This window comes from Marinobacter sp. M1C (assembly GCF_023314135.1).
In the GTDB taxonomy this organism is placed as follows: Bacteria; Pseudomonadota; Gammaproteobacteria; order Pseudomonadales; family Oleiphilaceae; genus Marinobacter.
On record NZ_CP092289.1, the window covers coordinates 3,849,423 to 3,872,076 of the forward strand.

Genomic DNA, 22,654 nt, shown 5'->3' on the forward strand with positions numbered 1-22,654 from the left:
TTCAGGAAAACCTGACCGAGCGGTATTCAGCCGGCGACGAGCCCATCCAGCGCTTGAACGCCCGGCTGAATGCACTCAATTCTGAAAATCCAAGATGCTCGGCAATTTCTACCAGCGGCTTGGTTTTATCTTGCATGTAGGCCAACGCCTGCTTGCGGCGAACGTCCTCTAATATACGCGCGAAAGTTAGCCCTTCCGCTCGCAGCTTTTTGTGCAAGGTATAGCGGCTCATGTGCAGCTGTGACGCCACCACCTCTACACCTACCTTTCCTCTGGCCAGCTGGCCGTCAATCAAAGCACGCACGCGGATACTCAGAGATGCCCGCGCAGCCTGCTGCTGCCCGTTTACAGCCATGAAACCCCTCCCGACTCAGAATATATTGTCATCTTTTAAAAATTCAGTGGTGAAAGATAAACCATCAAAGCATTCAGCGTACAGATGTTAGCTGAAATTAATCCATAATACCCTTGAGCGAGGTCAACTGACATTCCGATTGGCTCGGGCACAATAGCGCGCTCGCGCCTCTTGATAAGCGCCCTATCCTCAACATACTCATCCCGGAGCCCGTTATGAATACCCCGGAACTGCTTGCGCCCGCTGGCACCCCCGAGCACCTTGAAACCGCCTTTGCCTATGGCGCCGATGCGGTTTATGCCGGCCAGCCCCGCTATTCCCTGCGGGTTCGCAACAACAGTTTCAAGAACGCAGCCGCCTTGGGCGCTGGTATTGAGCGCGCTCACAATTTAGGCAAACAGTTCTATCTGGTCTCTAACATTGCACCCCACAATGACAAGGTTCGCTCCTATCTGAAAGATCTGGCGCCGGTGCTGGAGCAACAACCCGATGCGCTTATCATGTCCGACCCGGGTTTAATCATGCTGGTAAAAGAGCATTGGCCAGACCAGCCCATACACCTGTCTGTTCAGGCCAACGCGGTAAACTGGGCAACAGTAGAATTCTGGCGCAGCCAGGGCATCAGCCGGGTAATTCTGTCACGGGAACTGGCACTGAACGAAATTCGCGAGATCCGCGAGCGGGTGCCGCAGATGGAACTGGAAGTGTTTGTACACGGCGCTCTGTGCATGGCTTACTCCGGCCGCTGCCTGCTGTCGGGCTATATGAACCACCGCGATGCCAACCAGGGCGCCTGCACCAACGCCTGTCGTTGGAACTACAAACCGGTGGCACACTGCCACGATCAAACCGGCGACCTGATCGCCTGCTCTTCTGACAACCCTGTGCAGGAGGCTTTACCCAGGGAGATAGAACCCAAGGAAATTCTGCTGGAAGAACCCAACCGGCCCGGCAGTTTAATTCCTGCTTATGAGGACGAACACGGCACCTACATCATGAATTCCCGTGACCTGCGCGCGGTGCAGCACGTGGCCGCCCTGTGCGAAATGGGCGTGCACTCACTGAAAATTGAAGGCCGCACCAAAAGCACCTACTACGTAGCACGCACTACGCAGGCCTACCGCCGGGCTATTGACGAAGCTGTGCAAGGCAAGCCTTTTGACATGAGCCTGATGGACGAGCTCGAAGCTCTATCGAACCGCGGTTACACCGAAGGATTCCTGCGCCGCCACCTGCCCCAGGAATATCAGAGCTACGAGCGGGGTTCGTCCTATCTGGGCAGCCAGCAGGTGGTGGGCGCCATCGCCGACGCCAACGACCAGTGGCTTACCATCACCGTAAAAAACAAATTCTTCATCGGTGACCTGCTGGAACTGGTCACCTCCAGCGGCAACCTGCGATTCACCCTACCTGCTATGGAAAAGCTGAACGGCGGCACTGTGGATTGCGCCCCCGGCAGCGGCCACATCGTACGTATTCCTGTGCCGCCAAACACTCCGGCGCAGCTTGTTCACAGCTACCTGACACGTATCCTACCGAATGGCACGCAAGGCTAAACTACACGTATAATAACTCGCACTGGCCACAACCCAGACGCGCAACCTGCTTTAAAAGCGGTTTGCGGTCTAAAGCGTTTTTCCTCGATTTAATACCTGACTAAATTACTCTGGTATTGTACAATCAGCATCATCAAGCAACAGATCAGCCCAGCAACCTTTGCGGTTGCTGGCAAATTAAAGGGCGTCACAGCCCACGATAAAAGAACACGGAGCGACGATCATGGCGACCACAGACAAAGAGGTAAGAGAACTCATCAAACGGGAATACGAACACGGGTTCGTGACCGAGATTGAGTCAGACACCTTTGAGCCGGGCCTCAATGAAGACGTAATTCGCCGTCTTTCTGAACTCAAGCAAGAACCCGAATTCATGCTGGAGTGGCGCCTGAAAGCCTATCGTCGCTGGCTCGAGATGGAAGAGCCTGACTGGGCACACGTTGATTACCCTAAGGTGAAGTACAACGAGATTTCCTATTACTCCGCGCCCAAGCGCCCGGAAGATATGCCCCAGAGCCTCGACGAAGTTGATCCTGAGCTGCTGCGCACCTATGAAAAATTGGGTATTCCTCTGCATGAGCGGGCCAAACTGGCCGGCGTTGCAGTAGATGCAGTATTCGACTCTGTGTCGGTCGTCACCACTTTTAAAGAGCCACTGGAAAAAGCAGGCGTTATCTTCTGCCCGATTTCAGAAGCGGTTCAAAAATATCCGGAACTGGTGAAGAAGTACCTGGGCAGCGTGGTTCCCGCCGCTGACAACTACTTCGCCGCGCTCAATTCGGCGGTATTCTCCGACGGCTCCTTTGTGTACATCCCCAAAGGTGTGCGCTGCCCGATGGAGTTGTCGACCTATTTCCGCATCAATGCTGCCAACACCGGCCAGTTCGAGCGTACCCTGATTATTGCCGACGAGGGCAGTTACGTTAGCTACCTGGAAGGCTGCACGGCACCCATGCGCGACGAAAACCAGCTGCACGCTGCGGTCGTCGAACTGGTGCTACTGAAAGACGCCCAGATCAAATACTCCACGGTACAGAACTGGTACCCCGGCGATGAAAATGGCAAAGGCGGCATCTACAACTTTGTTACAAAGCGCGCCGCCTGCATCGGTGACAACTCCAAAGTATCCTGGACCCAGGTCGAAACCGGTTCAGCCGTTACCTGGAAATACCCCAGCTGCATACTGCGTGGCGACAACAGCGTGGGTGAATTTTACTCAGTCGCGCTGACCCACAACTACCAGCAGGCCGACACCGGCACGAAAATGATTCACCTGGGCAAGAACACCCGTAGCACGGTGATTTCCAAGGGTATCTCCGCCGGTCGCAGCTCAAACACCTACCGCGGTCTGATTAAGTTCAACCCGGGAGCCGAAGGCGCACGAAACTTCACCCAGTGTGACTCCTTGCTGATTGGTGACCGCTGCGGCGCCCACACTTTTCCGTACATAGAAAGTAAGAACAAGTCGGCCATCGTGGAACACGAAGCGACCACCTCGAAAGTCAGCGACGAACAGATGTTCCTCTGCCGCCAGCGTGGTATTAACGCGGAACAGGCTGTATCCATGATCGTCAACGGCTTCTGTAAAGAAGTCTTCAAAGAGCTGCCCATGGAGTTTGCGGTAGAAGCCGGCAAACTGCTGGAAGTCAGCCTGGAAGGCTCGGTCGGTTAAGCTTTGTAGAAGCCCAAAATTTGATTGAAACGAATTCAAAAGCTTAAAAGAGAGAAATCACACATGCTGAGCATCAAAAACCTGCACGCCTCCGTTGAAGGCAAACAGATTCTCAAAGGCATCAACCTGGAAATAAAAGCCGGCGAAGTTCACGCCATCATGGGCCCCAACGGCTCCGGCAAAAGTACCCTATCGCAGGTGCTGGCAGGCAATGACGCATTTGAAGTCACCGAAGGCGACGTTACCCTCAACGGCGACAACCTGCTTGAACTGCCCACCGAAATGCGTGCCCGCGAAGGCGTTTTTCTGGCGTTCCAATACCCGGTTGAAATTCCCGGCGTCAGCAACCTGCAGTTCCTGCGCACCGCCGTTAACGCCATGCGCAAGCACCAGGGCAAAGACGACATGAACGCCGCTGAATTCATGAAGCTGGCCAAACAGGTTTCCAAACAGGTCGACCTGGACCCCGCTTTTCTTAAACGCGGCGTGAACGAAGGCTTTTCTGGTGGCGAAAAGAAGCGTAACGAAATCATGCAGGCGTTGCTGCTGCAGCCAAAACTCGCCATTCTTGACGAAACCGATTCCGGCCTTGATATAGACGCCCTGAAAGTGGTTTCCGACGGCGTAAACGCCTTGCGCGCGCCCGATCGCGCCATTCTGATGATTACCCATTATCAACGTCTGCTGGATTACATTGTTCCAGATTACGTACACGTACTAGCCGATGGTAAAATCATCAAGTCCGGCGGCCGTGAATTGGCCTTGGAACTGGAAGCGAAGGGTTACGGTTGGCTCGGAGTCAACGACGCAGCAACTGCCAGCCACTGATCGGGAGGTCGCGACATGAAATCTGCATCTATGCTTTCCAGCGCCTTTCTGCAATCGGCGGGTGAAGCTCTGCCAGAGCCACTGCTGGCGCTAAGGGCTAACAGAGCCAGCGCCCTGACGGATCTGTTGCTGCCCACGCGCAAAACTGAAAACTGGAAGTACTCGGCCAAACACCTGAAACTGACCGACGACATGGCCAGTTCTTTGCCATTAAGTGCCAGTGCCGGCGCCGCCGCCGACATTCAGGGTTACACTGTGGTGCTGGTGAATGGCGTTGTGCGCCCTGAAGCCAGCAACTACCCAACGCTGGAAGGCCTTAGCATTCAGCGCTTTAGTGATTTGAACGGTGACGACGCCGAGCTTGCCGCTGACCTGCTGGGCAAATCCATCAGCGATCAGCCAGCAAAACACGGCTCGGTGAACCTGTCGTTGCTGAACGCTGCGCGCTTTGAAGACGGCCTGCTGATTCAGCTGCAGCCCGGCATCGTGCTGGACCAGCCACTGTTTGTGATTCACCACACCAGCGCCAGCCACAGCGGATCTGCCTTTCCTTGTATTTTGGTAGCCGCAGGCAGCAACAGCCAGCTCACCCTGGTAGAAGACTATGTTTCTAGCGGCGACAGCCCGGTGATGGTCAATACCGCCACCGAGTTCAGCCTGGGCGATGGCGCCAATATCACCAGTGTGCGCCTGAATACCGAAGGCCAGAATGTGCAGCACATCGGCACCACCGGCGTGCGCCAGCAGCGCAATTCGCGCTTTGAAGGCCATAGCGTCGGATTTGGTGGGACCCTGCGCCGCCACGACCTGCACGTCCGTCTTGAGGGCGAACATGCCGAGTGCAAACTCAATGGTGTCGTGGTTACCCAGGGCACCCAGCATTACGACAATCACACCACCATCGAACACGTTGCGGCCCTTTGCAACAGTGAGGAAAACTACCGCAACATTGCGGCAGATAAATCCCACGCCATTTTTAACGGCCGTATACATATTCATCAGGATGCGCAGAAATCCAACGCCAACATGAGCAACAAAAATCTGCTGCTCACCAACGGTGCGGAAATTGACACTAAGCCAGAACTGGAAATTTACGCCGACGACGTAAAGTGCGCCCACGGCGCGACCATTGGCCAGCTTGATAATGAATCCATATTTTATCTGGTGTCCCGTGGCCTTAGCCCGCGCGATGCAAAAGTGCTGCTGACCATGGCGTTTATCAATGAACTGGTCGCTCAGATTCCAGTGGAGCAGGTGCGTGATACCGCCAACACCGGTCTGAACCAGTTCTTCGACCAGGCATTCCAAGAGGTATAACCGGTTATGAGCACTTTGTCCGTGGCCAAAACCACCCAACCGCTGTTTGACGTACACGCGGTACGCCGGGATTTCCCCATACTGTCGCAACAGGTAAACGGCAAACCGCTGGTCTACCTTGACAACGGCGCTTCATCACAACGCCCAGAAGCGGTGTTGAAGGCCATGGACAGCTACTATCGGGAAATGCACTCCAACGTTCACCGTGGGGCCCACACCCTGGCTGACCGCGCCACTACCGCCTTTGAAGGCGCGCGTAAGAAGGTCCAGCAGTTTTTAAATGCGCCCAGCGCACGGGAAATTATTTGGACCCGCGGCACCACCGAAGCCATCAACCTGGTGGCCAACGGCCTGGCACCGCTGCTCAAACCGGGCGACGAAATTTTGCTGAGCCAGATGGAGCACCACGCTAACATCGTGCCCTGGCAGATGCTGGCAGAGCGCACCGGTGCCAAGGTAGTGCCGATTGATGTAACGCCGGAAGGCGAGCTGGACATGGACTCGTTTCACTCACTTTTGAGTGAGCGTACCCGCATTCTGGCCATCACCCACGTATCCAATGCGTTAGGCACCGTGAATCCGGTGGCTGACATGGTGGCCAAAGCCAAAGCACAGGGCGTGGTCACCCTGGTAGATGGCGCTCAAGCCGTGCCCCACTTCCAGCCCGATGTTCAGGCGCTGGACTGCGACTTTTACGTGTTTTCGGCCCACAAGCTGTTTGGCCCCACCGGCATTGGTGTGCTCTATGGCAAAGCCGAGTTGCTAGAAGCTATGCCACCCTGGCAGGGCGGCGGCGAAATGATTGAACGGGTAAGCTTTTCCGGCACCACCTACAACACCCTGCCCTACAAGTTCGAAGCCGGCACCCCGGCCATTGCCGAAGCCGTGGGCCTGGGCGCCGCTATTGATTATTTGGCCACCCTGGATCGCGACGCGATGGAAGCGGCTGAAGGTGCCTTACTCCAGCGCGCCAATGAGCTGGTCGCTAGCGTGCCGGGGATGACCGTGATTGGCACAGCGCGCCATAAAGTGCCGCTGATATCCTTTAAAATTGACGGTCTGCACCCCAGTGATATCGGTACTCTGCTCGACCAGCAGGGCATTGCCATTCGTACTGGCCATCATTGTGCCATGCCGTTAATGGAGTATTACGGGCTTCCCGGTACAGCGCGGGCCTCGTTTGCGTTCTACAATACTTTGGAAGAAGTAGAGCAATTGTTCACTGCTTTGCAAAAAATACAGCGCCTGTTTACCTGATGGAGGTGAAATTATGACAGCCCAAGTGTTCACCCCAACGATTGCGGTCACCATGACCCCCAGCGCCGTTAAACACGTGCGCAAGCAATTGGATAAAAAGCCCGAAGCACTTGGCATTCGCCTTGCCATCAAAAAGAGCGGATGTTCCGGCTTTAAATACGAAACCCAGTGGGTGGAAGAATCTGGCAGCGATGACCGGATATTTCATATCGACGGCGTGGACCTGTTTGTAAAAGACGAACACATGCCACTGGTGAACGGAATTGAAATTGATTTTGTTACCGAAGGCGTGAACTCCACCTTTGAGTTTCGCAACCCCAACGCCACCGCAGAATGTGGCTGCGGCGAAAGCTTTACAGTGGTATGACGGAGTAACAGATGCAAGAACGGGAAGTTGTACTGACCAAACGCGAAGTGGAAGCCCGCCTGGTTCCCTCCGGAACGGAAATCATGATTCCTTCGGATACCTTCGTAACCATTACCCAGTCGCTGGGTGGCACGTTTACAGTGGCGGTTAATGGCAATTTAGCACGCATTGAAGGCCACGACGCCGACGCTTTGGGCAAACAGCCACTGGTCAGTAATTTTGATACTCCGGAAGACGGCACGGTAAACGAAAACCAGATGTGGGAAGCCCTGCGTAACTGCTATGACCCGGAGATCCCGGTCAACGTGGTAGAGCTGGGGCTAATCTACAACTGCTCCATCGAGCAGGAACCAGAGCACGGCAACCACATTCACATCACCATGACGCTTACCGCCGCAGGTTGTGGCATGGGCCCGGTGATTACTGAAGATGTGAAAACCAAATTGGAACACGTGCCCAACGTTGATAAAGTCACGGTAGACCTGACCTTTGACCCGCCCTGGACCAGCGACATGCTGACCGACGAAGCCAAACTGGAACTGGGGATGTTGTAATGACCACCAGCGCAACCGATTTCACGAAAAATCCGCTGGGTACCAGCACCACAATGGAAGACGTGTTTGAGGCCTTCGAGCTTTTGGACGACTGGGAAGATCGCTACGCGTTCATTATCGACCTGGGCAAACAGCTACCGCCGTTTCCGGATTCCGAACGCAACGAAAAGAATTACGTGCACGGCTGCCAAAGCCAAGTGTGGCTGACTCATCACTATGATCAAGCCAGCGGCAAGCTGTTTCTGCTGATCGATTCTGATGCCATTATTGTGCGCGGACTAGCGGCGATCATCCTGGTGGCGCTGAACAATCACGAACCCCGTGAACTTCTGGCCATCGACATCGACGAGCTGTTTGAACGCCTAGATTTATTCCGCCATATCTCCCCGACTCGCGGAAACGGTTTGCGTTCGATGATCAGCAAGATCCGTGATATTGCTTCTAAACAAGCCGCATAACCTGTCGTACGTTTTTTAGCCCAGAAACATGAAAAAGACCCGCCGTGTGCGGGTCTTTTTTTGGCGAACGATAACGCACGCGACGCGCTACCACACCACGGCAATATCGTCCTGCTGGACATTGGTTTGGCCACCATGGGCCGACAGCTTGCCGGAAGCGAATTCAGGGTGAACATTGTTGAGTGTGATGTTAACCCCGGTTTCAGTCAGCTCAGGTGTTGCGTCCAGAGCCTCAAAGTGCTGCGCACTGCGGTATACCTGCAGCGTTGCTGACGGCCGCAATCCGGAGGTGGCACCCGATTCAATAGTGACAAGTTCACCGTCAACACGGCTGATTCGGGTCATAAACGGTTGGCAATTCAGCGCATCCGTCACTGACCTGGCCATGTCATCCATTACCTGCGCGACCGCCTTACCATAGTCGGTTTGTTCAAAACCGGCCGAGGCAAAACCGCTGGCACTGCCGGGGCCAGCATTCCATTGCGCGCGAGCACTGAAGCGCTGCTGGTAAACCGGGGCCCCACTAAAACCATCATAAATCACCATGTCCGCAATAAAGCGCCGGGTCTGATCGACAGCGTTCAAACCACGTTTAAGTTTGCCGAATACCGACGTATTCCAAGCTGCAGGGTCAGCCACATCCAGGTCCCGTATAACCCCGCTGACCACAAACTGAGCACCCAGCTCCCGCGCCAGTTGGCGCACATTGGTCAGCCGGTTGTCATCCTGCTGGGCGGTGGGTGCGTTCAGCAAATCGCCATACATCCTCAAGCTCGTTGCCGAAAGAACCTGCACGCTGCCCGCGTTACGCAAACGGGCCTGTAACTGCTGCGGCAGCATTTCACCGGCATCATCCAGGCGCCCAACGCGGGCGTGATCAGGGTACAACAATGGAAACCCGGTAATCGCCACGCGTTTTTTCAACGTAGACGCCGCACCGTTACCACAACTGCTTTGCTGAGCGGTCATTTCTGCGCGCAGGGTCACCCGCAATAGCTGACCGCTGCGAAACTCATCCACCACCTGCACATTGCGGGCGCGGACATCGCTGGTAACGCGCAGGCGTGAACTGGTCAGCACGCCATTTTCAACTGTGTCGCTGTTGCTGATACGAGCGTCGTATTGCAGCGCCATATCGCGCAAAGCCGCCTGCCGTGCCAGAGCGCGGGCGCTATCAATATCACCATTATGAATGCTGGCATGGCCAATACCCTCAACAACCGCGGCCAGCAGCGGCTGGCTGGCAAGTACCAGTGCCAGTACCAGAGCACAGGCAGCAGCGATTGAAATAGGCAGCGTTAACCTTCGGTAGCAAGCAGTCATCGCTTAATCCAGGTAGTAAAGAGAATCGGTGTTGCCGCTGCGAACATCGCCGGCACTGTCATTTTCGCGGGGCAAGGGTAACGAACAATAACGAGCAACCTGGGTGTCGGGCACACTGGCAACGCATTGGCGAAAGCGTGGCGCCAGTTTCAATTCGACGACGGTTTCCACTACGCCGTCACTGTGCTCGTTCACAGATACGGTTTTCATACCGCGCAAATAGCTGTCGACGTAAGCTCGAAAATCGTCATTCTGCAGCACAAAGTCATTCACCGTCGCACTGCCGTAAACCACCGTGCCGTAAACCCGTTCTGCCAGGTTACGATAGGCGTCCAGCTGCGAAGCCCTGCGCGCCATCAGGCGTTTGCGCGTGTCTAACCGGTCTTTTGTGGCGTCTTCATAGGTGCCATAGCCGCTAACCCGTAGGGTGATGGGCGCGAAACGGTTAGCGTCTGCGTTGCGGCCCTGCTGCCCCGTGGGCGCGCAAGCTGTCGCCATCAACAGCACCAGTAACGCGGTTATAACGCGAAGTGTCATTACTAATCTCCGAAAATGCGGTTTAACTAATATATGAAAGAATCGGGCCAGGTTATGCAAATTACTGACCCTGTTCGAATTTTTACACAGGCGCTAAAATATCTTCAGTGTAAACGGCAAAAGACCGCCGCGCCTGCGTAACCGGCAGCGGCTTGTGTGGCAGCCGCTTCTAACCTAATCTGCGCCACAACTTCTCGTTATTATGGGCACATTTATGGACATCTATCTGGTTGGCGGCGCAGTGCGCGATCAACTGCTGGGTCTACCAATTAAAGACCGCGACTGGGTGGTAGTGGGCGCCACGCCTGAAGTCATGCTGGCACAAGGTTTTCGCCAAGTGGGCGCTGATTTTCCGGTGTTCCTGCACCCCGATACCCACGAGGAATACGCGCTGGCGCGCACCGAGCGCAAGCAAGGCCATGGCTACCACGGGTTCGCGGTGTACAGCGCACCCGACGTAACCCTCGAAGAAGACCTGAAACGCCGCGATCTGACGGTTAATGCCATGGCGCAAGCCGAAGACGGCGAGATAATTGACCCTTTTGGCGGCCGGCAGGATCTTCAAGACCGCCTGCTGCGCCACGTTTCCGAAGCCTTCGCCGAAGACCCTCTGCGCATTCTGCGCACCGCACGTTTTGCCGCCCGCTTTATGCCCCAGGGTTTCGAAGTCCATCCCGACACACTGCAATTGATGCAGGCAATGACACACGCCGGGGAAGTCGGCCACCTGGTACCAGAACGGGTATGGCAAGAGCTTCAGCGCGCCTTACACGAGGCTTCTCCGGTAACGTTTTTTGAGGTTCTACACAGTTGTGGTGCGCTGATTGAACTCGTGCCGGAATTTGCAGCGCAGCCCGTACGCCAGCAGGCCCTTCACGCCCTGCAGCAATTGCACCAGAGCTTACCCGATGCCAACACAGCGCAGCGAATTGCAGCGTTACTACTGCCGCTTTCCAGCGTACAGGCTAACAATCGGGCGACTTTATTAAAGGCGCCAAAAGTCTGCCAGGAGCTTGCCATCCTGGCCTGCACCTTACGCTGCTCATCCTGCATAAACATCACCGACAGCGAAAATGAGCCGGCCGAACAGCTGCTGGAAGCCCTTAACGCCGCAGATGCCTGGCGCCGGCCCGAGCGCCTGCAAGAAGCACTGCAACTGTTACGCGTTACCTTGCCTCTTCAAAACGGCCCCAACCTGCCTTTACAGCAGCTCGCCCTGCAACAGCTGGAAGATTCGGCGCAGGCGGCTGCGGGCGTGCAAGCCAAAACCTTACTGGCCCAAGGTTACCGCGGGCCGGAACTGGGCCAGGCTATGAGCCAGTGCAGGCTGAAGGCGATCCTCAATGTAATACAAAAGCATTAAACCTGTCGCGCACTAAGCAGTTGGTGCTCGCCAGTCAAAGGACTACACTGTGGGCAGTTTCACCCAGGCGCGGCAAATCTGTCGCCCGCATGCTAAAAATGGAGAATACTCATGCGTGATGTTGTCATTGTTGCCGCCAAGCGGACGGCGGTCGGCAGTTTTGGTGGGGGGTTATCAACCCTGCGCGCTGACCAGCTTGGATCGGCTGTCATTAAAGCGCTGATGGAAGAAACCGGCATTGCCGGTGACCAGGTCAGCGAAGTTGTTATGGGCCAGGTACTCACCGCGGGTTGCGGCCAGAACCCAGCGCGCCAGGCAGCTATTAACGCCGGGCTGCCGGCGACTGTGCCGGCTATGACCATCAATAAGGTTTGCGGTTCCGGCCTGAAGGCCGTGCACATGGCAGTACAGTCTATCCGCAACGGCGACGCAGAAATCGTCATTGCCGGTGGCCAGGAAAGCATGAGCCAGGCGCCGCACGTTCTCCCAAACAGCCGCAATGGCCAGCGCATGGGTAACTGGGCGTTGGTAGATACCATGGTTAATGACGGTCTGTGGGACGCATTCAACGACTATCACATGGGTATAACCACCGAGAATATCGTTGAGAAATACGGCATCAGCCGTGAAGAGCAAGATCAATTCGCAGCGGCGTCTCAACAAAAAGCCGTAGCAGCGCAAAAGGCCGGTCGCTTTGACGGCGAAATCGTGCCGGTTTCGATTCCCCAGCGTAAAGGCGACCCTATTATTGTCGCTAAAGACGAAGGCCCGCGCGATGGCACCACCGTCGAAGGCCTGTCCAAACTGCGCCCTGCGTTCAAAAAAGACGGCACAGTCACCGCCGCTAACTCCTCAACCATCAACGATGGCGCAGCCGCCGTTATGGTGTGCAGCGCTGAAAAGGCCAAAGAACTGGGCTTAACCGTACTCGCCACCATAAAAGCCCAGTCCAGTGCTGGTGTAGACCCCACTATTATGGGCACCGGCCCGATTCCTGCGAGCAAACGCTGCCTGAAACTAGCGGGCTGGGATGTTAGCGATCTGGACCTGATTGAAGCCAACGAAGCCTTCGCGGCCCAGGCTATTTCGGTCAACCGCGATATGGGCTGGGACCTAGCCAAGGTTAACGTAAACGGCGGCGCTATTGCGATGGGCCACCCGATCGGCGCCTCCGGCTGCCGTATCCTGGTCAGCCTGCTGCACGAAATGGTGCGTCAAGATGCCAAAAAAGGCTTGGCGACACTGTGCATTGGCGGCGGCATGGGTGTGGCGCTGGCGGTTGAGCGATAGCTCTACATGTTAAACGGAACGCTAATTTAATATGCTGAATGTCGTGCTGTACGAGCCGGAGATTCCCCCGAATACCGGGAATATTATCCGGCTCTGCGCCAACACCGGTTGTAAGCTGCACCTGATTGAACCACTGGGGTTTACTCTGGAAGACAAACAGATGCGGCGGGCCGGGCTGGATTACAGTGAATACGCCAGTGTAAAAGTGCACGAAAGTTACCCGGCGTTTTTACAATCCGAACAGCCGAAACGGCTGTTCGGGCTAACCACCAAAGGCAGCCACTACTATCATGAGGTCAATTACCAAGACGGTGACTATCTGATGTTCGGGCCGGAAACCCGCGGCTTGCCCGGACCGGTTCGCGATGCCCTGCCGGATGGCCACCGCCTGAGAGTGCCCATGTGCGCTCACAGCCGCAGCCTGAACCTCTCGAATACCGCCGCTCTGGTGGTTTATGAAGCTTGGCGACAGCTCGCATTTTTCGGTTCTGAATAAAAAACCCGGCTCGTAAGCCGGGTTTTTCTTGCCCGCTCAGAAAGTCAGTGAGTTTTGGGCTCGCTGGTGGCTTCTGCAGCCGTCGCTTCTTCTTGCTTGCGCTGAAGCGCCTGGGCATAAATCGCGTCGAAGTTAACCGGCGCCAGCATCAGTGCCGGAAAGCTGCCACGGCTTACCAGGTTGTCAATGGCTTCGCGGGCGTAAGGGAACAGAATAGTCGGGCAGTAGGCACCCAACATGTGGCCCAGTTGCTGAGGCTCCACGCCGTTTACCAGAAAAACGCCGGCCTGCTGAATTTCAACAATGTAGGCGACTTTCTCTTCGATTTTTGCCGTTACCGTCAACGACAGCACAACTTCGTACTGATTATCGCTGACTTTGGAATGCCCTGTGTTCAGATCAAGATTGACCTGCGGCTTCCACTGCTCCTGAAACACCGTCGGAGCGTTGGGGGATTCAAAAGAAAGATCTTTTACGTAAATGCGCTGCATGGCGAATTGTGGTTGGTTCTGGTTTTCATTGCCTGCTGCAGCTTGCGAATTCTCAGCCATGTTCAGTCCTTTATTATCAATCTGGGCCAGGTTGCCCGTGAATTAAGCGACGTGCTGCGGCGCTGGGCGGCAACACAACCCTTCGTTATTTCTTTACCAGCGGCAAATTGCTGGCTTTCCAGTCGGCAATTCCGCCGCTCAGGCGCACCACATTGGCAAAACCGTCAGTATTAAGCTGTTTGACCGCCATAGCAGAATGCTGCCCCATCTTGTCGACCACAATCAGCTGCTTTTCTTTATGCTTGGACAGCTCACTGCTGCGGCTTTTCAGAGCGCTCAATGGAATATTCATCGAGCCCGTGATGCGCCCTTCGTTGAATTCTTTGCGCTCACGGATGTCCACCACCACCGCTTCGTCCCGGTTAATAAGGTTCACAGCGCCTTGGGCGGAAATTTTGGCACCACCGCGGCGGGTTTCCAGGGCCAGCAGCGCCAGCAGCAAGGCAACGAATGCCGACACCAGAATGTAATGGTTAACAACAAATTCAAACAAGCGATCCATGAAAACACCCTGCAAAATAATTTGGCAAGATTATACACACCCGCAGCCCTGCGCAGAAGGTAACCAGCGTAGCATGGGCAAATGAAAGCAGTTAGAATCTTGAGTCCCACTCGTCTCGACAACATCTACCAATAACCGGAGCACGTCATGACAGCGACTCGCACGCCAACAGCACTCATCATTCTTGACGGCTGGGGCCACCGCGACCCGGCCGAAGACAACGCCATCAGCAACGCCAATACACCGTTCTGGGATAGTTTGTGGCAAAACAACCCGAAAACGCTGATTAACACTTCCGGAATGTTTGTCGGCTTGCCCAGCGGACAAATGGGCAATTCCGAAGTAGGTCACATGAATCTTGGCGCCGGTCGCGTGGTATACCAGAACCTGACCCGCATCGACAAAGATCTGAAAGACGGTGGTTTCCAGAAAAACCCGGCCCTGTGCAAAGCCATTGACGCCGCTGTGAGCCAAGGTAAAGCCGTTCACCTGATTGGCCTACTGTCGCCAGGCGGCGTGCACAGCCATGAAAGCCACATTCTTGCCGCCGCAGAATTGGCTGCAGCCCGCGGCGCTAAAGCCGTTTACCTACACGCCATTCTGGATGGCCGCGACATGCCCCCGCGCAGCGCCAAAACGTCTCTGGAAAAGGCGGCCGCCACGCTTTCTGCACTTGGTGTTGCACGTATTGCCAGCGTTACCGGACGCTACTTCGCCATGGACCGCGACAACCGCTGGAACCGCGTAGAAGCCGCCTACAATGTAATGGCTTTGGGCGAAGCTGAATACGCTTGCGAAGACGCGGTAACCGCTCTGGAGCAGGCTTACGAACGCGATGAAAATGACGAATTTGTAAAGCCAACCCGCATTCAGGCCGAAGGTGATAGCCCCGCCACCATTAACGACGGCGACGCAGTGTTGTTTATGAACTTTCGCGCAGACCGTGCCCGCGAGCTGACGCGCACTTTTGTAGACGTTGACTTTGACGGTTTCAAACGCAAAAAAGTGCCCCAGCTGGCTGACTTTGTAATGCTTACCGAATACGCCGCCGACATAAAAGCCAGCTGCGCCTATCCGCCGACGCAGCTGGTGAATAGCTTGGGCGAATACCTGGCCAACGCTGGCAAAACCCAGCTGAGGATTTCAGAAACTGAGAAATACGCCCACGTTACTTTCTTTTTCAACGGCGGCCGCGAAGAGCCATTTGCCGGAGAAGACCGCATTCTGGTGCCATCTCCAGACGTTGCCACCTATGACCTGAAGCCGGAGATGAGCGCCCCGGAAGTGACAGACAAACTGGTTGAAGCCATTAAAAGCGGCAAATACGATCTGGTGATCTGCAACTACGCTAACGGCGACATGGTTGGCCACACGGGCAAGCTGGACGCCGCCATCAAAGCGGCCGAATGCCTGGACGCCTGCGTAAAGCGCGTCGTAGAAGCGCTTGCGGAAGTGGGTGGCGAAAGCCTGATAACCGCTGATCATGGCAACTGCGAGCAGATGCAAGACCCGATCTCCGGCCAGGTACACACCGCCCACACCACCGGCCCTGTGCCCCTGGTATACACCGGCCCAAAACAGATAATGTTGAACGACGGTGGCGCCCTGAGCGATGTAGCACCTACGCTGCTAGCACTGATGGGCGTGGCTCAACCCACCGAAATGACAGGCCACAGCCTGGCTAAAATCGGTTGACTGTAAACGGGCAGATTGCCATGTTGCGCGCGCTACTGGTTTTACCTGTGCTGCTACCCTTGCTGCTGGTGCTGGCGTTTGCCGGCGCAGCCCCGGTAGCCGCGCAACAAGCATCTTCTCAACAGGTAACTCCGGCCCAGGTTGAAAAGCTGAAAAAGCAGATTGGCGCCATTAATCAGTGGCTGACCAAAGCGGAAAAAGACCGCTCGCAACTGCAACAACAGCTGACCGGCCTGGAACGCAGCATCAGTGACCTGACCCGGGAAGCTCGCGACCTAAAGCAGCAGGCCGTCAGCCAGCAAACACAGCTGGCAGAACTGGAAACCCGGCAACGGCAGTTAACCCTCATCCTCAACGGCCAGCGCGAACAGCTGAAGAAGCTGCTGCGCCAGGCCTGGATGGAAGGCGACGCCAGCGCCCTGAAAGTACTGCTCAACGAAACCGACCCCAACAATATTGCCCGCACCCTCACCTATTACGAATACCTGGGCAATTACACAGTCGGCCAAGTACAGGCTTTTCAGGCCAGCCTGGCAGAGCTGAACCAAACCCGCACGCAAATGCAGAATACCCGCACCAAACTGGCCGCCACCGAGGCCGATGTAGAGCAACGCCAGCAAAAACTGGAGCAAAGCCGCAAGCAGCGCGAACAGACTCTGACAAGCCTGAACACAGACATCGGCCAGCGTCGCAGTGAGCGCGACGAATTGGCCGCCGATCAAAAGCGTCTGGAGGCATTGTTAGAAGAAGTGCAACAGGCCATTGCCAGCATACCTGCGCCAAATGCCAACCAATCATTTGCGAAGCTGCGTAAAAAAATGCCCTGGCCCGCTGCTGGGACCGTGGTTAGCAGCTTTGGCGAAACCTATGCCGAAGGCAAACTACGCCGTAACGGCTTGCTAATGCACACCGACACAAGCGCAGAAGTGCGGGCTATTCATTACGGTCGCGTTGTATTTGCCAATTGGCTGCGTGGCTTTGGACTACTAACCATTATTGACCACGGCGATGGTTATATGACCCTATACGGCCATGCCAGCAGCCTTTACACCACAACTGGGGACTGGGTAGATGCCGGCGAGGCCATTGCTCAGGCCGGCCAGACCGGCGGCACCGACAAAACAGCGCTGTATTTTGAAATACGCCACAACGGCAAGCCCGATAATCCGTCACGCTGGCTGGCTGGGCAACCCGCGAAACCCGGCAAGAGCTGACAAACGCCAGCGCTCCCGCCATACTGTGGCGAATTAGCGGCAACCCGCCAACTAGCGGAATAAATACAGGATAAGTGAATGAAACTTGCCCAACGCACTCTTCATGCTTTACCGATGCACGCCCTCGTTATGGCGTCCTGTTTTGCCGCTTCCGGTTGGGCTTTTGCGCAGCAAACGCCGGCCAGCACCATAGCCGATCCCCACGTGGGCATTGATATGCCGGCCGAACGCGAGCAGCTACCGCTGGACGACCTGCGTAAATTTACCGCCGTATTCAGTCGCATCAAAGACGCTTACGTGGAGGAAGTCACTGACAGCCAACTGCTTGAAAGCGCCATAAAAGGCATGCTGTCAGAGCTGGATCCGCATTCCGCCTATCTGGCACCAAAAGATTATGAAGACTTGGAAGAAAGCACCAGCGGTGCCTTCGGTGGCTTGGGCATCGAAGTGAGCATGGAAAACGGCTTTATTAAGGTAATTACTCCCATAGACGACACACCGGCACAACAGGCAGGTGTGCAAGCCGCCGACGTGATCATAAAACTGGGTGAGCAACCGGTAAAAGGCATGTCTCTGCAAGACGCGGTAGAGCTGATGCGCGGCGAACCCGGCAGCATTCTGGAACTGACGATTATCCGCGACGGCGAAACAGGGCCACTGGTCATTCCGGTAGAACGCGCCATCATCAAGGTCACCAGCGTGAAATCCCGCATGCTGGATGACGGTTACGGCTATGTTCGCATCACCCAGTTCCAGGCAGAAACAGGCAGCCAGTTCCGCAACGCTCTGAAGGCCCTGAAAAAAGACGCCGGTGGTGCGCTAAAAGGTGTCATTTTGGATATACGCAACAATCCGGGCGGCGTGCTGCAGGCAGCGGTAGACACCGTTGACGCCGTGCTAGACGAAGGCCTGGTGGTTTATACCGAAGGCCGCATACAGAGCTCGCGTCTGCGCTTCAGCGCCACAGAAGGCGACATACTGGCCGATACGCCAATGGTGGTTCTGATTAACGGCGGTTCCGCGTCTGCATCAGAAATCGTCGCGGGCGCCTTGCAGGACCATCGCCGCGCCGTGGTGATGGGCACCCAGTCGTTTGGCAAAGGCAGCGTACAAACCGTGATTCCGCTGGATGAAACCCACGCCATAAAAATGACCACAGCCCGCTACTACACCCCGAACGGCCGTTCCATTCAGGCCACCGGCATAAAACCGGATATCGAAGTCAAACCGGCAGAGCTGAAAGAACTGGACAGCCGGCCTATGTTTACTGAAGCTGATTTAAGCGGCCACCTGGAAGGCACGAACGAGGCCGAAAACCGTAAAAACGAAGCTAAAGATGTAAGCGACAGCAACAAAGAGTCCACTGACGCAGTTCTGGATCGTGACTACCAGCTGCGATCAGCGCTCAATCTGCTGAAGGGGCTGAACATCATCAGCCGCACCGGCACGTCCAGCGCTCAGGAATAAGTTGCTGTCCATGAGGCACTTTCCAAGGGACACTTTGTGAAACCGCGGCTATCGAATACGTCGATTCGCATGTTGCTAACCATGCTTCTGGGCATGGTCAGCAACATAGCGCAGGCAGGGCCGCCACCCACCATCGCCATCATCATTGACGACATGGGCCACAACCGGCTTGAAGGGGAGCGCCTGGCGCGCCTGGAACAGCCCATCACCCTGTCGTTTCTGCCCTACCGCCGCTATACCGTAGAGCTAGCCAAACTGTCACACAGCCTGAATAAAGAAATCATGCTGCACGCGCCCATGGCCAATACCCAGCATTTCGGCCTGGGACCAGGCGGACTGACTGAAGATATGGACCAAACCCACCTTACCCGCACATTGCGGCGGGCCTTGCAGTCGGTGCCTCACGTTCAGGGTGTCAATAACCACATGGGCAGCTTGCTGACGCAGCGCCTGCAACCCATGGATTGGGTAATGACAGAACTGGGCCAGTACCCGCTGTACTTCGTTGATAGCCGCACGATCGCAAGCTCGATAGCCGGTGATGTCGCCCGTGCCCACCACATCCCCAGCTTTACCCGCGATGTGTTTCTGGACCACGAACAAACCGAAGAATTTGTTGACCGGCAATTCAAATTGTTGATTCAACGTGCGCGGCAACAGGGCACGGCCATCGCCATCGGCCACCCCCACAAGATCACCGTAGATTATCTGGAAAAGCACCTACCCCTACTGGATGAGCAGGGCATCGCAATAGCAACCGTCAGCGGCGTTTGGGCCATTCGAAACGGTAATAAAGCCATGTTTGCAAACAAAAAAAAGCAGACCATAGTGCCTGCTTACGCGAGAAAACCGGAATCGGACAGTAGCGCTGCCCGGTTGTAATTGCCTAGCGGGCTAATCCCGCACTTCAATTCCCTGGGCTTTCATGAACGCTTTTGCCTCTGGAATGGTGTGCTCGCCGAAGTGAAATATCGACGCCGCCAGCACCGCATCTGCGCCACCGATGGTTACGCCATCGGCCAGGTGCTGCAACTCGCCTACCCCGCCAGACGCAATCACCGGCACCGTTACCGCATCGCTGACGGCACGGGTAAGGCCCAGATCGAAACCAATTTTTGTACCATCGCGGTCCATACTGGTTAGTAGCAATTCGCCGGCACCCAGCGCCACCATCTTCTGCGCCCATTCCACCGCATCAAAACCGGTTGGCTTGCGGCCACCGTGGGTAAAAATCTCCCACCTGGGTTCTTCGCCTTCGGCGCTCACCCGCTTGGCATCAATCGCCACCACAATGCACTGGCTGCCAAAACGCTCGGCCGCGGTTCTTACAAATTCAGGATCAAACACCGCTGCGGTATTGATGGCCACCTTATCGGCACCGGCGTTCAGCAGTTTGCGAATGTCTTCCACCGTGCGCACACCGCCGCCGACGGTTAAGGGAATAAACACTTCTGACGCCATTCGCTCAACAGTTTCATAGGTGGTGTCACGGCTTTCGTGGCTGGCGGTAATATCCAGAAAGGTAATTTCATCAGCGCCCTGCTCATTGTAACGGCGGGCCACTTCTACCGGGTCGCCAGCGTCGCGGATATCCACAAAGTTCACGCCTTTCACTACCCTGCCCTTGTCTACATCCAGACAGGGAATAATGCGCTTGGCCAGTGCCATGGGAATGCTCCGTACAGTCAGAAAGTCACAGTGTCAGAAGATCAAAAAATCAGGCGCTCAGGCTGTCGCAATAAGCCTGAGCTTCGGCCACATCCAGAGTACCTTCATAAATCGCACGGCCGGTAATGGCGCCCAGAATACCCTGATCGGCCACAGCACCGAGGCGTTTCAAGTCATCCATATTGGTCACGCCGCCAGAAGCAATCACCGGTATACCGCAGGCTTTCGCCAGCGCCGCTGTGGCCTCTACGTTTACGCCCTGCATCATACCGTCGCGGGCAATGTCGGTGTACACAATGGAATCTACGCCGTCATTGGCAAAGCGTTTTGCTAAATCAGTGGCCATTATTTCAGATACTTCGGCCCAGCCGTCGGTGGCCACGCGGCCGTCTTTGGCGTCTAGGCCCACAATAATGTGGCCGGGGAAGCGTTTGCACATTTCGGTGACAAATTCGGGATCTTTCACCGCTTTGGTGCCAATAATCACCCACTGCACACCGGCCTGCAGGTAGGTTTCAATAATCTCTGCGGAGCGGATACCACCGCCAATCTGAATCGGTAAATCCGGATACTTGCGCGCGATAGCCTTCACAATTTCACCGTTGACCGGCTCGCCGGCAAACGCACCGTTCAAATCTACTAAATGAAGGCGCCGCGCACCGGCCTCTACCCAGCGGGTTGCCATATCAACCGGATCGCCGCCGAACACGGTGGAATCGTCCATCCGGCCCTGGCGCAGGCGTACACATTTGCCGTCTTTCAGATCGATAGCGGGGATAATCAGCATAGAGCTTGGTTTTCCTGAATATTTTTAGATATTTCTCGACGACTACGTAGAGATTGGAGCCTGCTCAGTTTCCGGCCCAGTTAACGAAATTCTTTAACAGTTGCAGACCTGCATCGGCACTCTTTTCCGGATGGAACTGCACCGCAAAAATATTGCCTTTGGCGACCGCCGCCGCAAGGTCAACACCGTAACGGGTGCGGCCGGCTATGTCGGCGTTACCTTCGGCTTCGGCGTAATAACTGTGCACAAAGTAAAAGCGCTCATCGTCAGCGATTTTGTGCCACATGGGGTGATCTTGCACCTGCTGGACCTGGTTCCAGCCCATGTGCGGCACTTTTAATCGTTTGCTCCCAGGTTCGCCTAAACGCTCGCCGTTTTCAGTCAGTTTGTGGCCGAAGAAACGTACATGGGCGGGGAATACGTCAATGCAGTCAACGCCACCATTCTCCTCGCTGTGGGACATCAGCGCCTGCATGCCTACGCACACACCCAGCAAAGGGCGATCGCGGGAGACTTCTTTCACCAGTTCATCCACGCCCAGCCGACGGATTTCCGCCATGCAATCGCGAATGGCGCCCACACCGGGGAATATTACCCGGTCTGCGCTGCGAATAAGGTCGGCGTTATCGGTCACCAGCACCCGGGCATCCGGGGCTACGTGTTCCACGGCTTTGCTCACGGAATGCAGGTTGCCCATGCCGTAATCAATGATGGCAACGGTTTTCATAAATTCATTAGTCCAGCAGCTGGAAACAGTCTCGGGCGCCTCGGATCAAAGCGTGCCTTTGGTGGAGGGCATAATACCGGCCATACGGTCGTCCAGCTCAATGGCCATGCGCAGCGCGCGGCCAAATGCTTTAAACACCGTTTCAATTTGGTGGTGGGTATTTTTGCCCTTCAGGTTGTCGATATGCAGGGTAATCAGCGCATGGTTCACAAAGCCCTGAAAAAACTCGGCGAACAGGTCTACATCAAAGCCACCCACGGTTGCCCGGGTGAAAGGAACGTCCATGTGCAGGCCGGGGCGACCGGACAGGTCCAGCACTACCCGCGACAAAGCTTCGTCCAGCGGCACGTAGGCGTGGCCGTAGCGGCGAATGCCTTTTTTGTCGCCCACTGCTTTAGCGAACGCCTGGCCCATGGTAATACCCACATCTTCTACGGTGTGGTGGTCGTCGATATGCAGGTCACCATCACACACCACATCCAGATCTACCATGCCGTGGCGGGCAATCTGGTCCATCATGTGGTCCAAGAATGGCACACCGGTCTGGAAGTTGGTTTTACCGGTGCCATCAAGATTTACTTCAACACTGATCTGGGTTTCAAGGGTATTGCGTTCGACCCGAGCCTTGCGTTCGACCATGTGAACTCCGTAACTTACTGTTTAAAATAGG

24 protein-coding genes are annotated in these 22,654 nt (G+C 55.6%); 15 read left to right on the forward strand and 9 right to left on the reverse strand.

Annotated elements, in window-relative coordinates; genetic code table 11:
- Window position 1 precedes the first annotated feature (1 nt).
- On the reverse strand, window positions 2–355 hold the full coding sequence (locus tag MIH19_RS18110) for a helix-turn-helix transcriptional regulator (protein ID WP_249006185.1): 354 nt from the start codon (window positions 353–355) through the stop codon (window positions 2–4).
- Window positions 356–570: 215 nt separating this feature from the next.
- On the opposite strand from MIH19_RS18110, the gene yegQ reads away from it, so the two are divergent.
- The 8 genes from yegQ (at window position 571) to MIH19_RS18150 (ending at window position 8,364) form a co-directional block, all read left to right on the forward strand.
- Window positions 571–1,911, forward strand: coding sequence for a tRNA 5-hydroxyuridine modification protein YegQ (gene yegQ, locus MIH19_RS18115; RefSeq protein ID WP_249006186.1), 1,341 nt, complete (start codon window positions 571–573; stop codon window positions 1,909–1,911).
- A 223-nt stretch (window positions 1,912–2,134) separates the two neighbouring features.
- Window positions 2,135–3,583 (forward strand): Fe-S cluster assembly protein SufB, encoded by a 1,449-nt coding sequence (gene sufB, locus MIH19_RS18120; protein ID WP_249006187.1) that lies wholly within the window; start codon window positions 2,135–2,137, stop codon window positions 3,581–3,583.
- Between the two features lie 63 nt (window positions 3,584–3,646).
- Window positions 3,647–4,411: a Fe-S cluster assembly ATPase SufC gene (gene sufC, locus MIH19_RS18125; protein WP_249006188.1), complete on the forward strand. Its 765-nt coding sequence runs from the start codon at window positions 3,647–3,649 to the stop codon at window positions 4,409–4,411.
- A gap of 15 nt (window positions 4,412–4,426) precedes the next feature.
- Window positions 4,427–5,728, forward strand: a complete 1,302-nt coding sequence (gene sufD / locus MIH19_RS18130) for a Fe-S cluster assembly protein SufD (RefSeq protein ID WP_249006189.1) — start codon at window positions 4,427–4,429, stop codon at window positions 5,726–5,728.
- Window positions 5,729–5,734: 6 nt separating this feature from the next.
- Window positions 5,735–6,985: a cysteine desulfurase gene (locus tag MIH19_RS18135; RefSeq protein ID WP_249006190.1), complete on the forward strand. Its 1,251-nt coding sequence runs from the start codon at window positions 5,735–5,737 to the stop codon at window positions 6,983–6,985.
- 13 nt (window positions 6,986–6,998) lie between these two features.
- Entirely contained in the window at window positions 6,999–7,352 is a 354-nt protein-coding gene (locus MIH19_RS18140) for an iron-sulfur cluster assembly accessory protein (RefSeq protein WP_249006191.1), read from the forward strand.
- An 11-nt stretch (window positions 7,353–7,363) separates the two neighbouring features.
- The gene (gene sufT / locus MIH19_RS18145) at window positions 7,364–7,906 is read left to right on the forward strand and encodes a putative Fe-S cluster assembly protein SufT (protein WP_249006192.1); all 543 of its coding nucleotides are present in this window, start codon (window positions 7,364–7,366) and stop codon (window positions 7,904–7,906) included.
- Window positions 7,906–8,364, forward strand: coding sequence for a SufE family protein (locus tag MIH19_RS18150; RefSeq protein ID WP_249006193.1), 459 nt, complete (start codon window positions 7,906–7,908; stop codon window positions 8,362–8,364). The genes sufT and MIH19_RS18150 overlap by 1 nt, the downstream gene beginning before the upstream one ends.
- A gap of 87 nt (window positions 8,365–8,451) precedes the next feature.
- On the opposite strand, the gene MIH19_RS18155 is transcribed toward MIH19_RS18150, so the two are convergent.
- Together MIH19_RS18155 and MIH19_RS18160 are read right to left on the reverse strand one after the other, a co-directional pair.
- Entirely contained in the window at window positions 8,452–9,687 is a 1,236-nt protein-coding gene (locus tag MIH19_RS18155; RefSeq protein ID WP_249006194.1) for a flagellar assembly protein FlgT, read from the reverse strand.
- Window positions 9,688–9,690: 3 nt separating this feature from the next.
- Entirely contained in the window at window positions 9,691–10,224 is a 534-nt protein-coding gene (locus tag MIH19_RS18160; RefSeq protein WP_249006195.1) for an LPP20 family lipoprotein, read from the reverse strand.
- 214 nt (window positions 10,225–10,438) lie between these two features.
- Here MIH19_RS18160 and MIH19_RS18165 point away from each other — a divergent pair, with 214 nt between their 5' ends.
- The 3 genes from MIH19_RS18165 (at window position 10,439) to trmL (ending at window position 13,373) form a co-directional block, all read left to right on the forward strand.
- Entirely contained in the window at window positions 10,439–11,587 is a 1,149-nt protein-coding gene (locus MIH19_RS18165; protein WP_249006196.1) for a multifunctional CCA tRNA nucleotidyl transferase/2'3'-cyclic phosphodiesterase/2'nucleotidase/phosphatase, read from the forward strand.
- A gap of 111 nt (window positions 11,588–11,698) precedes the next feature.
- Window positions 11,699–12,877, forward strand: a complete 1,179-nt coding sequence (locus MIH19_RS18170) for an acetyl-CoA C-acetyltransferase (protein WP_249006197.1) — start codon at window positions 11,699–11,701, stop codon at window positions 12,875–12,877.
- Window positions 12,878–12,908: 31 nt separating this feature from the next.
- On the forward strand, window positions 12,909–13,373 hold the full coding sequence (gene trmL, locus MIH19_RS18175; protein WP_249006198.1) for a tRNA (uridine(34)/cytosine(34)/5-carboxymethylaminomethyluridine(34)-2'-O)-methyltransferase TrmL: 465 nt from the start codon (window positions 12,909–12,911) through the stop codon (window positions 13,371–13,373).
- A gap of 44 nt (window positions 13,374–13,417) precedes the next feature.
- Here trmL and secB read toward each other — a convergent pair whose 3' ends face one another.
- Together secB and MIH19_RS18185 are read right to left on the reverse strand one after the other, a co-directional pair.
- Window positions 13,418–13,924 carry a protein-export chaperone SecB gene (gene secB, locus MIH19_RS18180; protein ID WP_249006199.1) on the reverse strand — a complete coding sequence of 169 codons (507 nt, stop codon included), beginning with the start codon at window positions 13,922–13,924 and terminating at the stop codon, window positions 13,418–13,420.
- 85 nt (window positions 13,925–14,009) lie between these two features.
- On the reverse strand, window positions 14,010–14,426 hold the full coding sequence (locus MIH19_RS18185) for a rhodanese-like domain-containing protein (RefSeq protein WP_249006200.1): 417 nt from the start codon (window positions 14,424–14,426) through the stop codon (window positions 14,010–14,012).
- A gap of 147 nt (window positions 14,427–14,573) precedes the next feature.
- Here MIH19_RS18185 and gpmI point away from each other — a divergent pair, with 147 nt between their 5' ends.
- The 4 genes from gpmI (at window position 14,574) to MIH19_RS18205 (ending at window position 19,684) form a co-directional block, all read left to right on the forward strand.
- A complete protein-coding gene (gpmI, locus tag MIH19_RS18190; protein WP_249006201.1) occupies window positions 14,574–16,121 on the forward strand; it encodes a 2,3-bisphosphoglycerate-independent phosphoglycerate mutase in 1,548 nt (515 codons plus the stop codon).
- 20 nt (window positions 16,122–16,141) lie between these two features.
- Window positions 16,142–17,335: a peptidoglycan DD-metalloendopeptidase family protein gene (locus MIH19_RS18195; RefSeq protein ID WP_249006202.1), complete on the forward strand. Its 1,194-nt coding sequence runs from the start codon at window positions 16,142–16,144 to the stop codon at window positions 17,333–17,335.
- Between the two features lie 78 nt (window positions 17,336–17,413).
- Window positions 17,414–18,802, forward strand: a complete 1,389-nt coding sequence (locus tag MIH19_RS18200; RefSeq protein WP_249006203.1) for a S41 family peptidase — start codon at window positions 17,414–17,416, stop codon at window positions 18,800–18,802.
- A gap of 36 nt (window positions 18,803–18,838) precedes the next feature.
- On the forward strand, window positions 18,839–19,684 hold the full coding sequence (locus MIH19_RS18205) for a divergent polysaccharide deacetylase family protein (protein WP_249006204.1): 846 nt from the start codon (window positions 18,839–18,841) through the stop codon (window positions 19,682–19,684).
- Window positions 19,685–19,696: 12 nt separating this feature from the next.
- Here MIH19_RS18205 and hisF read toward each other — a convergent pair whose 3' ends face one another.
- From hisF to hisB, 4 genes are all read right to left on the reverse strand, one after another.
- The gene (gene hisF / locus MIH19_RS18210) at window positions 19,697–20,470 is read right to left on the reverse strand and encodes an imidazole glycerol phosphate synthase subunit HisF (protein WP_249006205.1); all 774 of its coding nucleotides are present in this window, start codon (window positions 20,468–20,470) and stop codon (window positions 19,697–19,699) included.
- Between the two features lie 49 nt (window positions 20,471–20,519).
- Window positions 20,520–21,257: a 1-(5-phosphoribosyl)-5-[(5-phosphoribosylamino)methylideneamino]imidazole-4-carboxamide isomerase gene (hisA, locus tag MIH19_RS18215; RefSeq protein WP_249006206.1), complete on the reverse strand. Its 738-nt coding sequence runs from the start codon at window positions 21,255–21,257 to the stop codon at window positions 20,520–20,522.
- Window positions 21,258–21,321: 64 nt separating this feature from the next.
- Complete coding sequence (gene hisH / locus MIH19_RS18220) at window positions 21,322–21,984, reverse strand: imidazole glycerol phosphate synthase subunit HisH (RefSeq protein ID WP_249006207.1); 663 nt, start codon at window positions 21,982–21,984, stop codon at window positions 21,322–21,324.
- A 45-nt stretch (window positions 21,985–22,029) separates the two neighbouring features.
- Complete coding sequence (gene hisB, locus MIH19_RS18225; protein WP_018404056.1) at window positions 22,030–22,623, reverse strand: imidazoleglycerol-phosphate dehydratase HisB; 594 nt, start codon at window positions 22,621–22,623, stop codon at window positions 22,030–22,032.
- Window positions 22,624–22,654: the final 31 nt, after the last annotated feature.

Excerpts from the sequence above, each read along its gene's own strand:
- MIH19_RS18160 (WP_249006195.1), bottom strand. The coding sequence starts at position 10,224 with ATGACACTTCGCGTTATAACCGCGTTACTGGTGCTGTTGATGGCGACA.
- sufD (WP_249006189.1), top strand. The coding sequence starts at position 4,427 with ATGAAATCTGCATCTATGCTTTCCAGCGCCTTTCTGCAATCGGCGGGT.
- MIH19_RS18165 (WP_249006196.1), top strand. The coding sequence starts at position 10,439 with ATGGACATCTATCTGGTTGGCGGCGCAGTGCGCGATCAACTGCTGGGT.
- secB (WP_249006199.1), bottom strand. The coding sequence starts at position 13,924 with ATGGCTGAGAATTCGCAAGCTGCAGCAGGCAATGAAAACCAGAACCAA.
- hisF (WP_249006205.1), bottom strand. The coding sequence starts at position 20,470 with ATGGCACTGGCCAAGCGCATTATTCCCTGTCTGGATGTAGACAAGGGC.
- MIH19_RS18150 (WP_249006193.1), top strand. The coding sequence starts at position 7,906 with ATGACCACCAGCGCAACCGATTTCACGAAAAATCCGCTGGGTACCAGC.
- MIH19_RS18135 (WP_249006190.1), top strand. The coding sequence starts at position 5,735 with ATGAGCACTTTGTCCGTGGCCAAAACCACCCAACCGCTGTTTGACGTA.
- sufB (WP_249006187.1), top strand. The coding sequence starts at position 2,135 with ATGGCGACCACAGACAAAGAGGTAAGAGAACTCATCAAACGGGAATAC.
- hisB (WP_018404056.1), bottom strand. The coding sequence starts at position 22,623 with ATGGTCGAACGCAAGGCTCGGGTCGAACGCAATACCCTTGAAACCCAG.
- MIH19_RS18140 (WP_249006191.1), top strand. The coding sequence starts at position 6,999 with ATGACAGCCCAAGTGTTCACCCCAACGATTGCGGTCACCATGACCCCC.
- sufC (WP_249006188.1), top strand. The coding sequence starts at position 3,647 with ATGCTGAGCATCAAAAACCTGCACGCCTCCGTTGAAGGCAAACAGATT.
- yegQ (WP_249006186.1), top strand. The coding sequence starts at position 571 with ATGAATACCCCGGAACTGCTTGCGCCCGCTGGCACCCCCGAGCACCTT.
- sufT (WP_249006192.1), top strand. The coding sequence starts at position 7,364 with ATGCAAGAACGGGAAGTTGTACTGACCAAACGCGAAGTGGAAGCCCGC.
- MIH19_RS18110 (WP_249006185.1), bottom strand. The coding sequence starts at position 355 with ATGGCTGTAAACGGGCAGCAGCAGGCTGCGCGGGCATCTCTGAGTATC.
- MIH19_RS18195 (WP_249006202.1), top strand. The coding sequence starts at position 16,142 with ATGTTGCGCGCGCTACTGGTTTTACCTGTGCTGCTACCCTTGCTGCTG.
- MIH19_RS18200 (WP_249006203.1), top strand. The coding sequence starts at position 17,414 with ATGAAACTTGCCCAACGCACTCTTCATGCTTTACCGATGCACGCCCTC.
- MIH19_RS18155 (WP_249006194.1), bottom strand. The coding sequence starts at position 9,687 with ATGACTGCTTGCTACCGAAGGTTAACGCTGCCTATTTCAATCGCTGCT.
- hisA (WP_249006206.1), bottom strand. The coding sequence starts at position 21,257 with ATGCTGATTATCCCCGCTATCGATCTGAAAGACGGCAAATGTGTACGC.
- trmL (WP_249006198.1), top strand. The coding sequence starts at position 12,909 with ATGCTGAATGTCGTGCTGTACGAGCCGGAGATTCCCCCGAATACCGGG.
- MIH19_RS18185 (WP_249006200.1), bottom strand. The coding sequence starts at position 14,426 with ATGGATCGCTTGTTTGAATTTGTTGTTAACCATTACATTCTGGTGTCG.
- gpmI (WP_249006201.1), top strand. The coding sequence starts at position 14,574 with ATGACAGCGACTCGCACGCCAACAGCACTCATCATTCTTGACGGCTGG.
- hisH (WP_249006207.1), bottom strand. The coding sequence starts at position 21,984 with ATGAAAACCGTTGCCATCATTGATTACGGCATGGGCAACCTGCATTCC.
- MIH19_RS18170 (WP_249006197.1), top strand. The coding sequence starts at position 11,699 with ATGCGTGATGTTGTCATTGTTGCCGCCAAGCGGACGGCGGTCGGCAGT.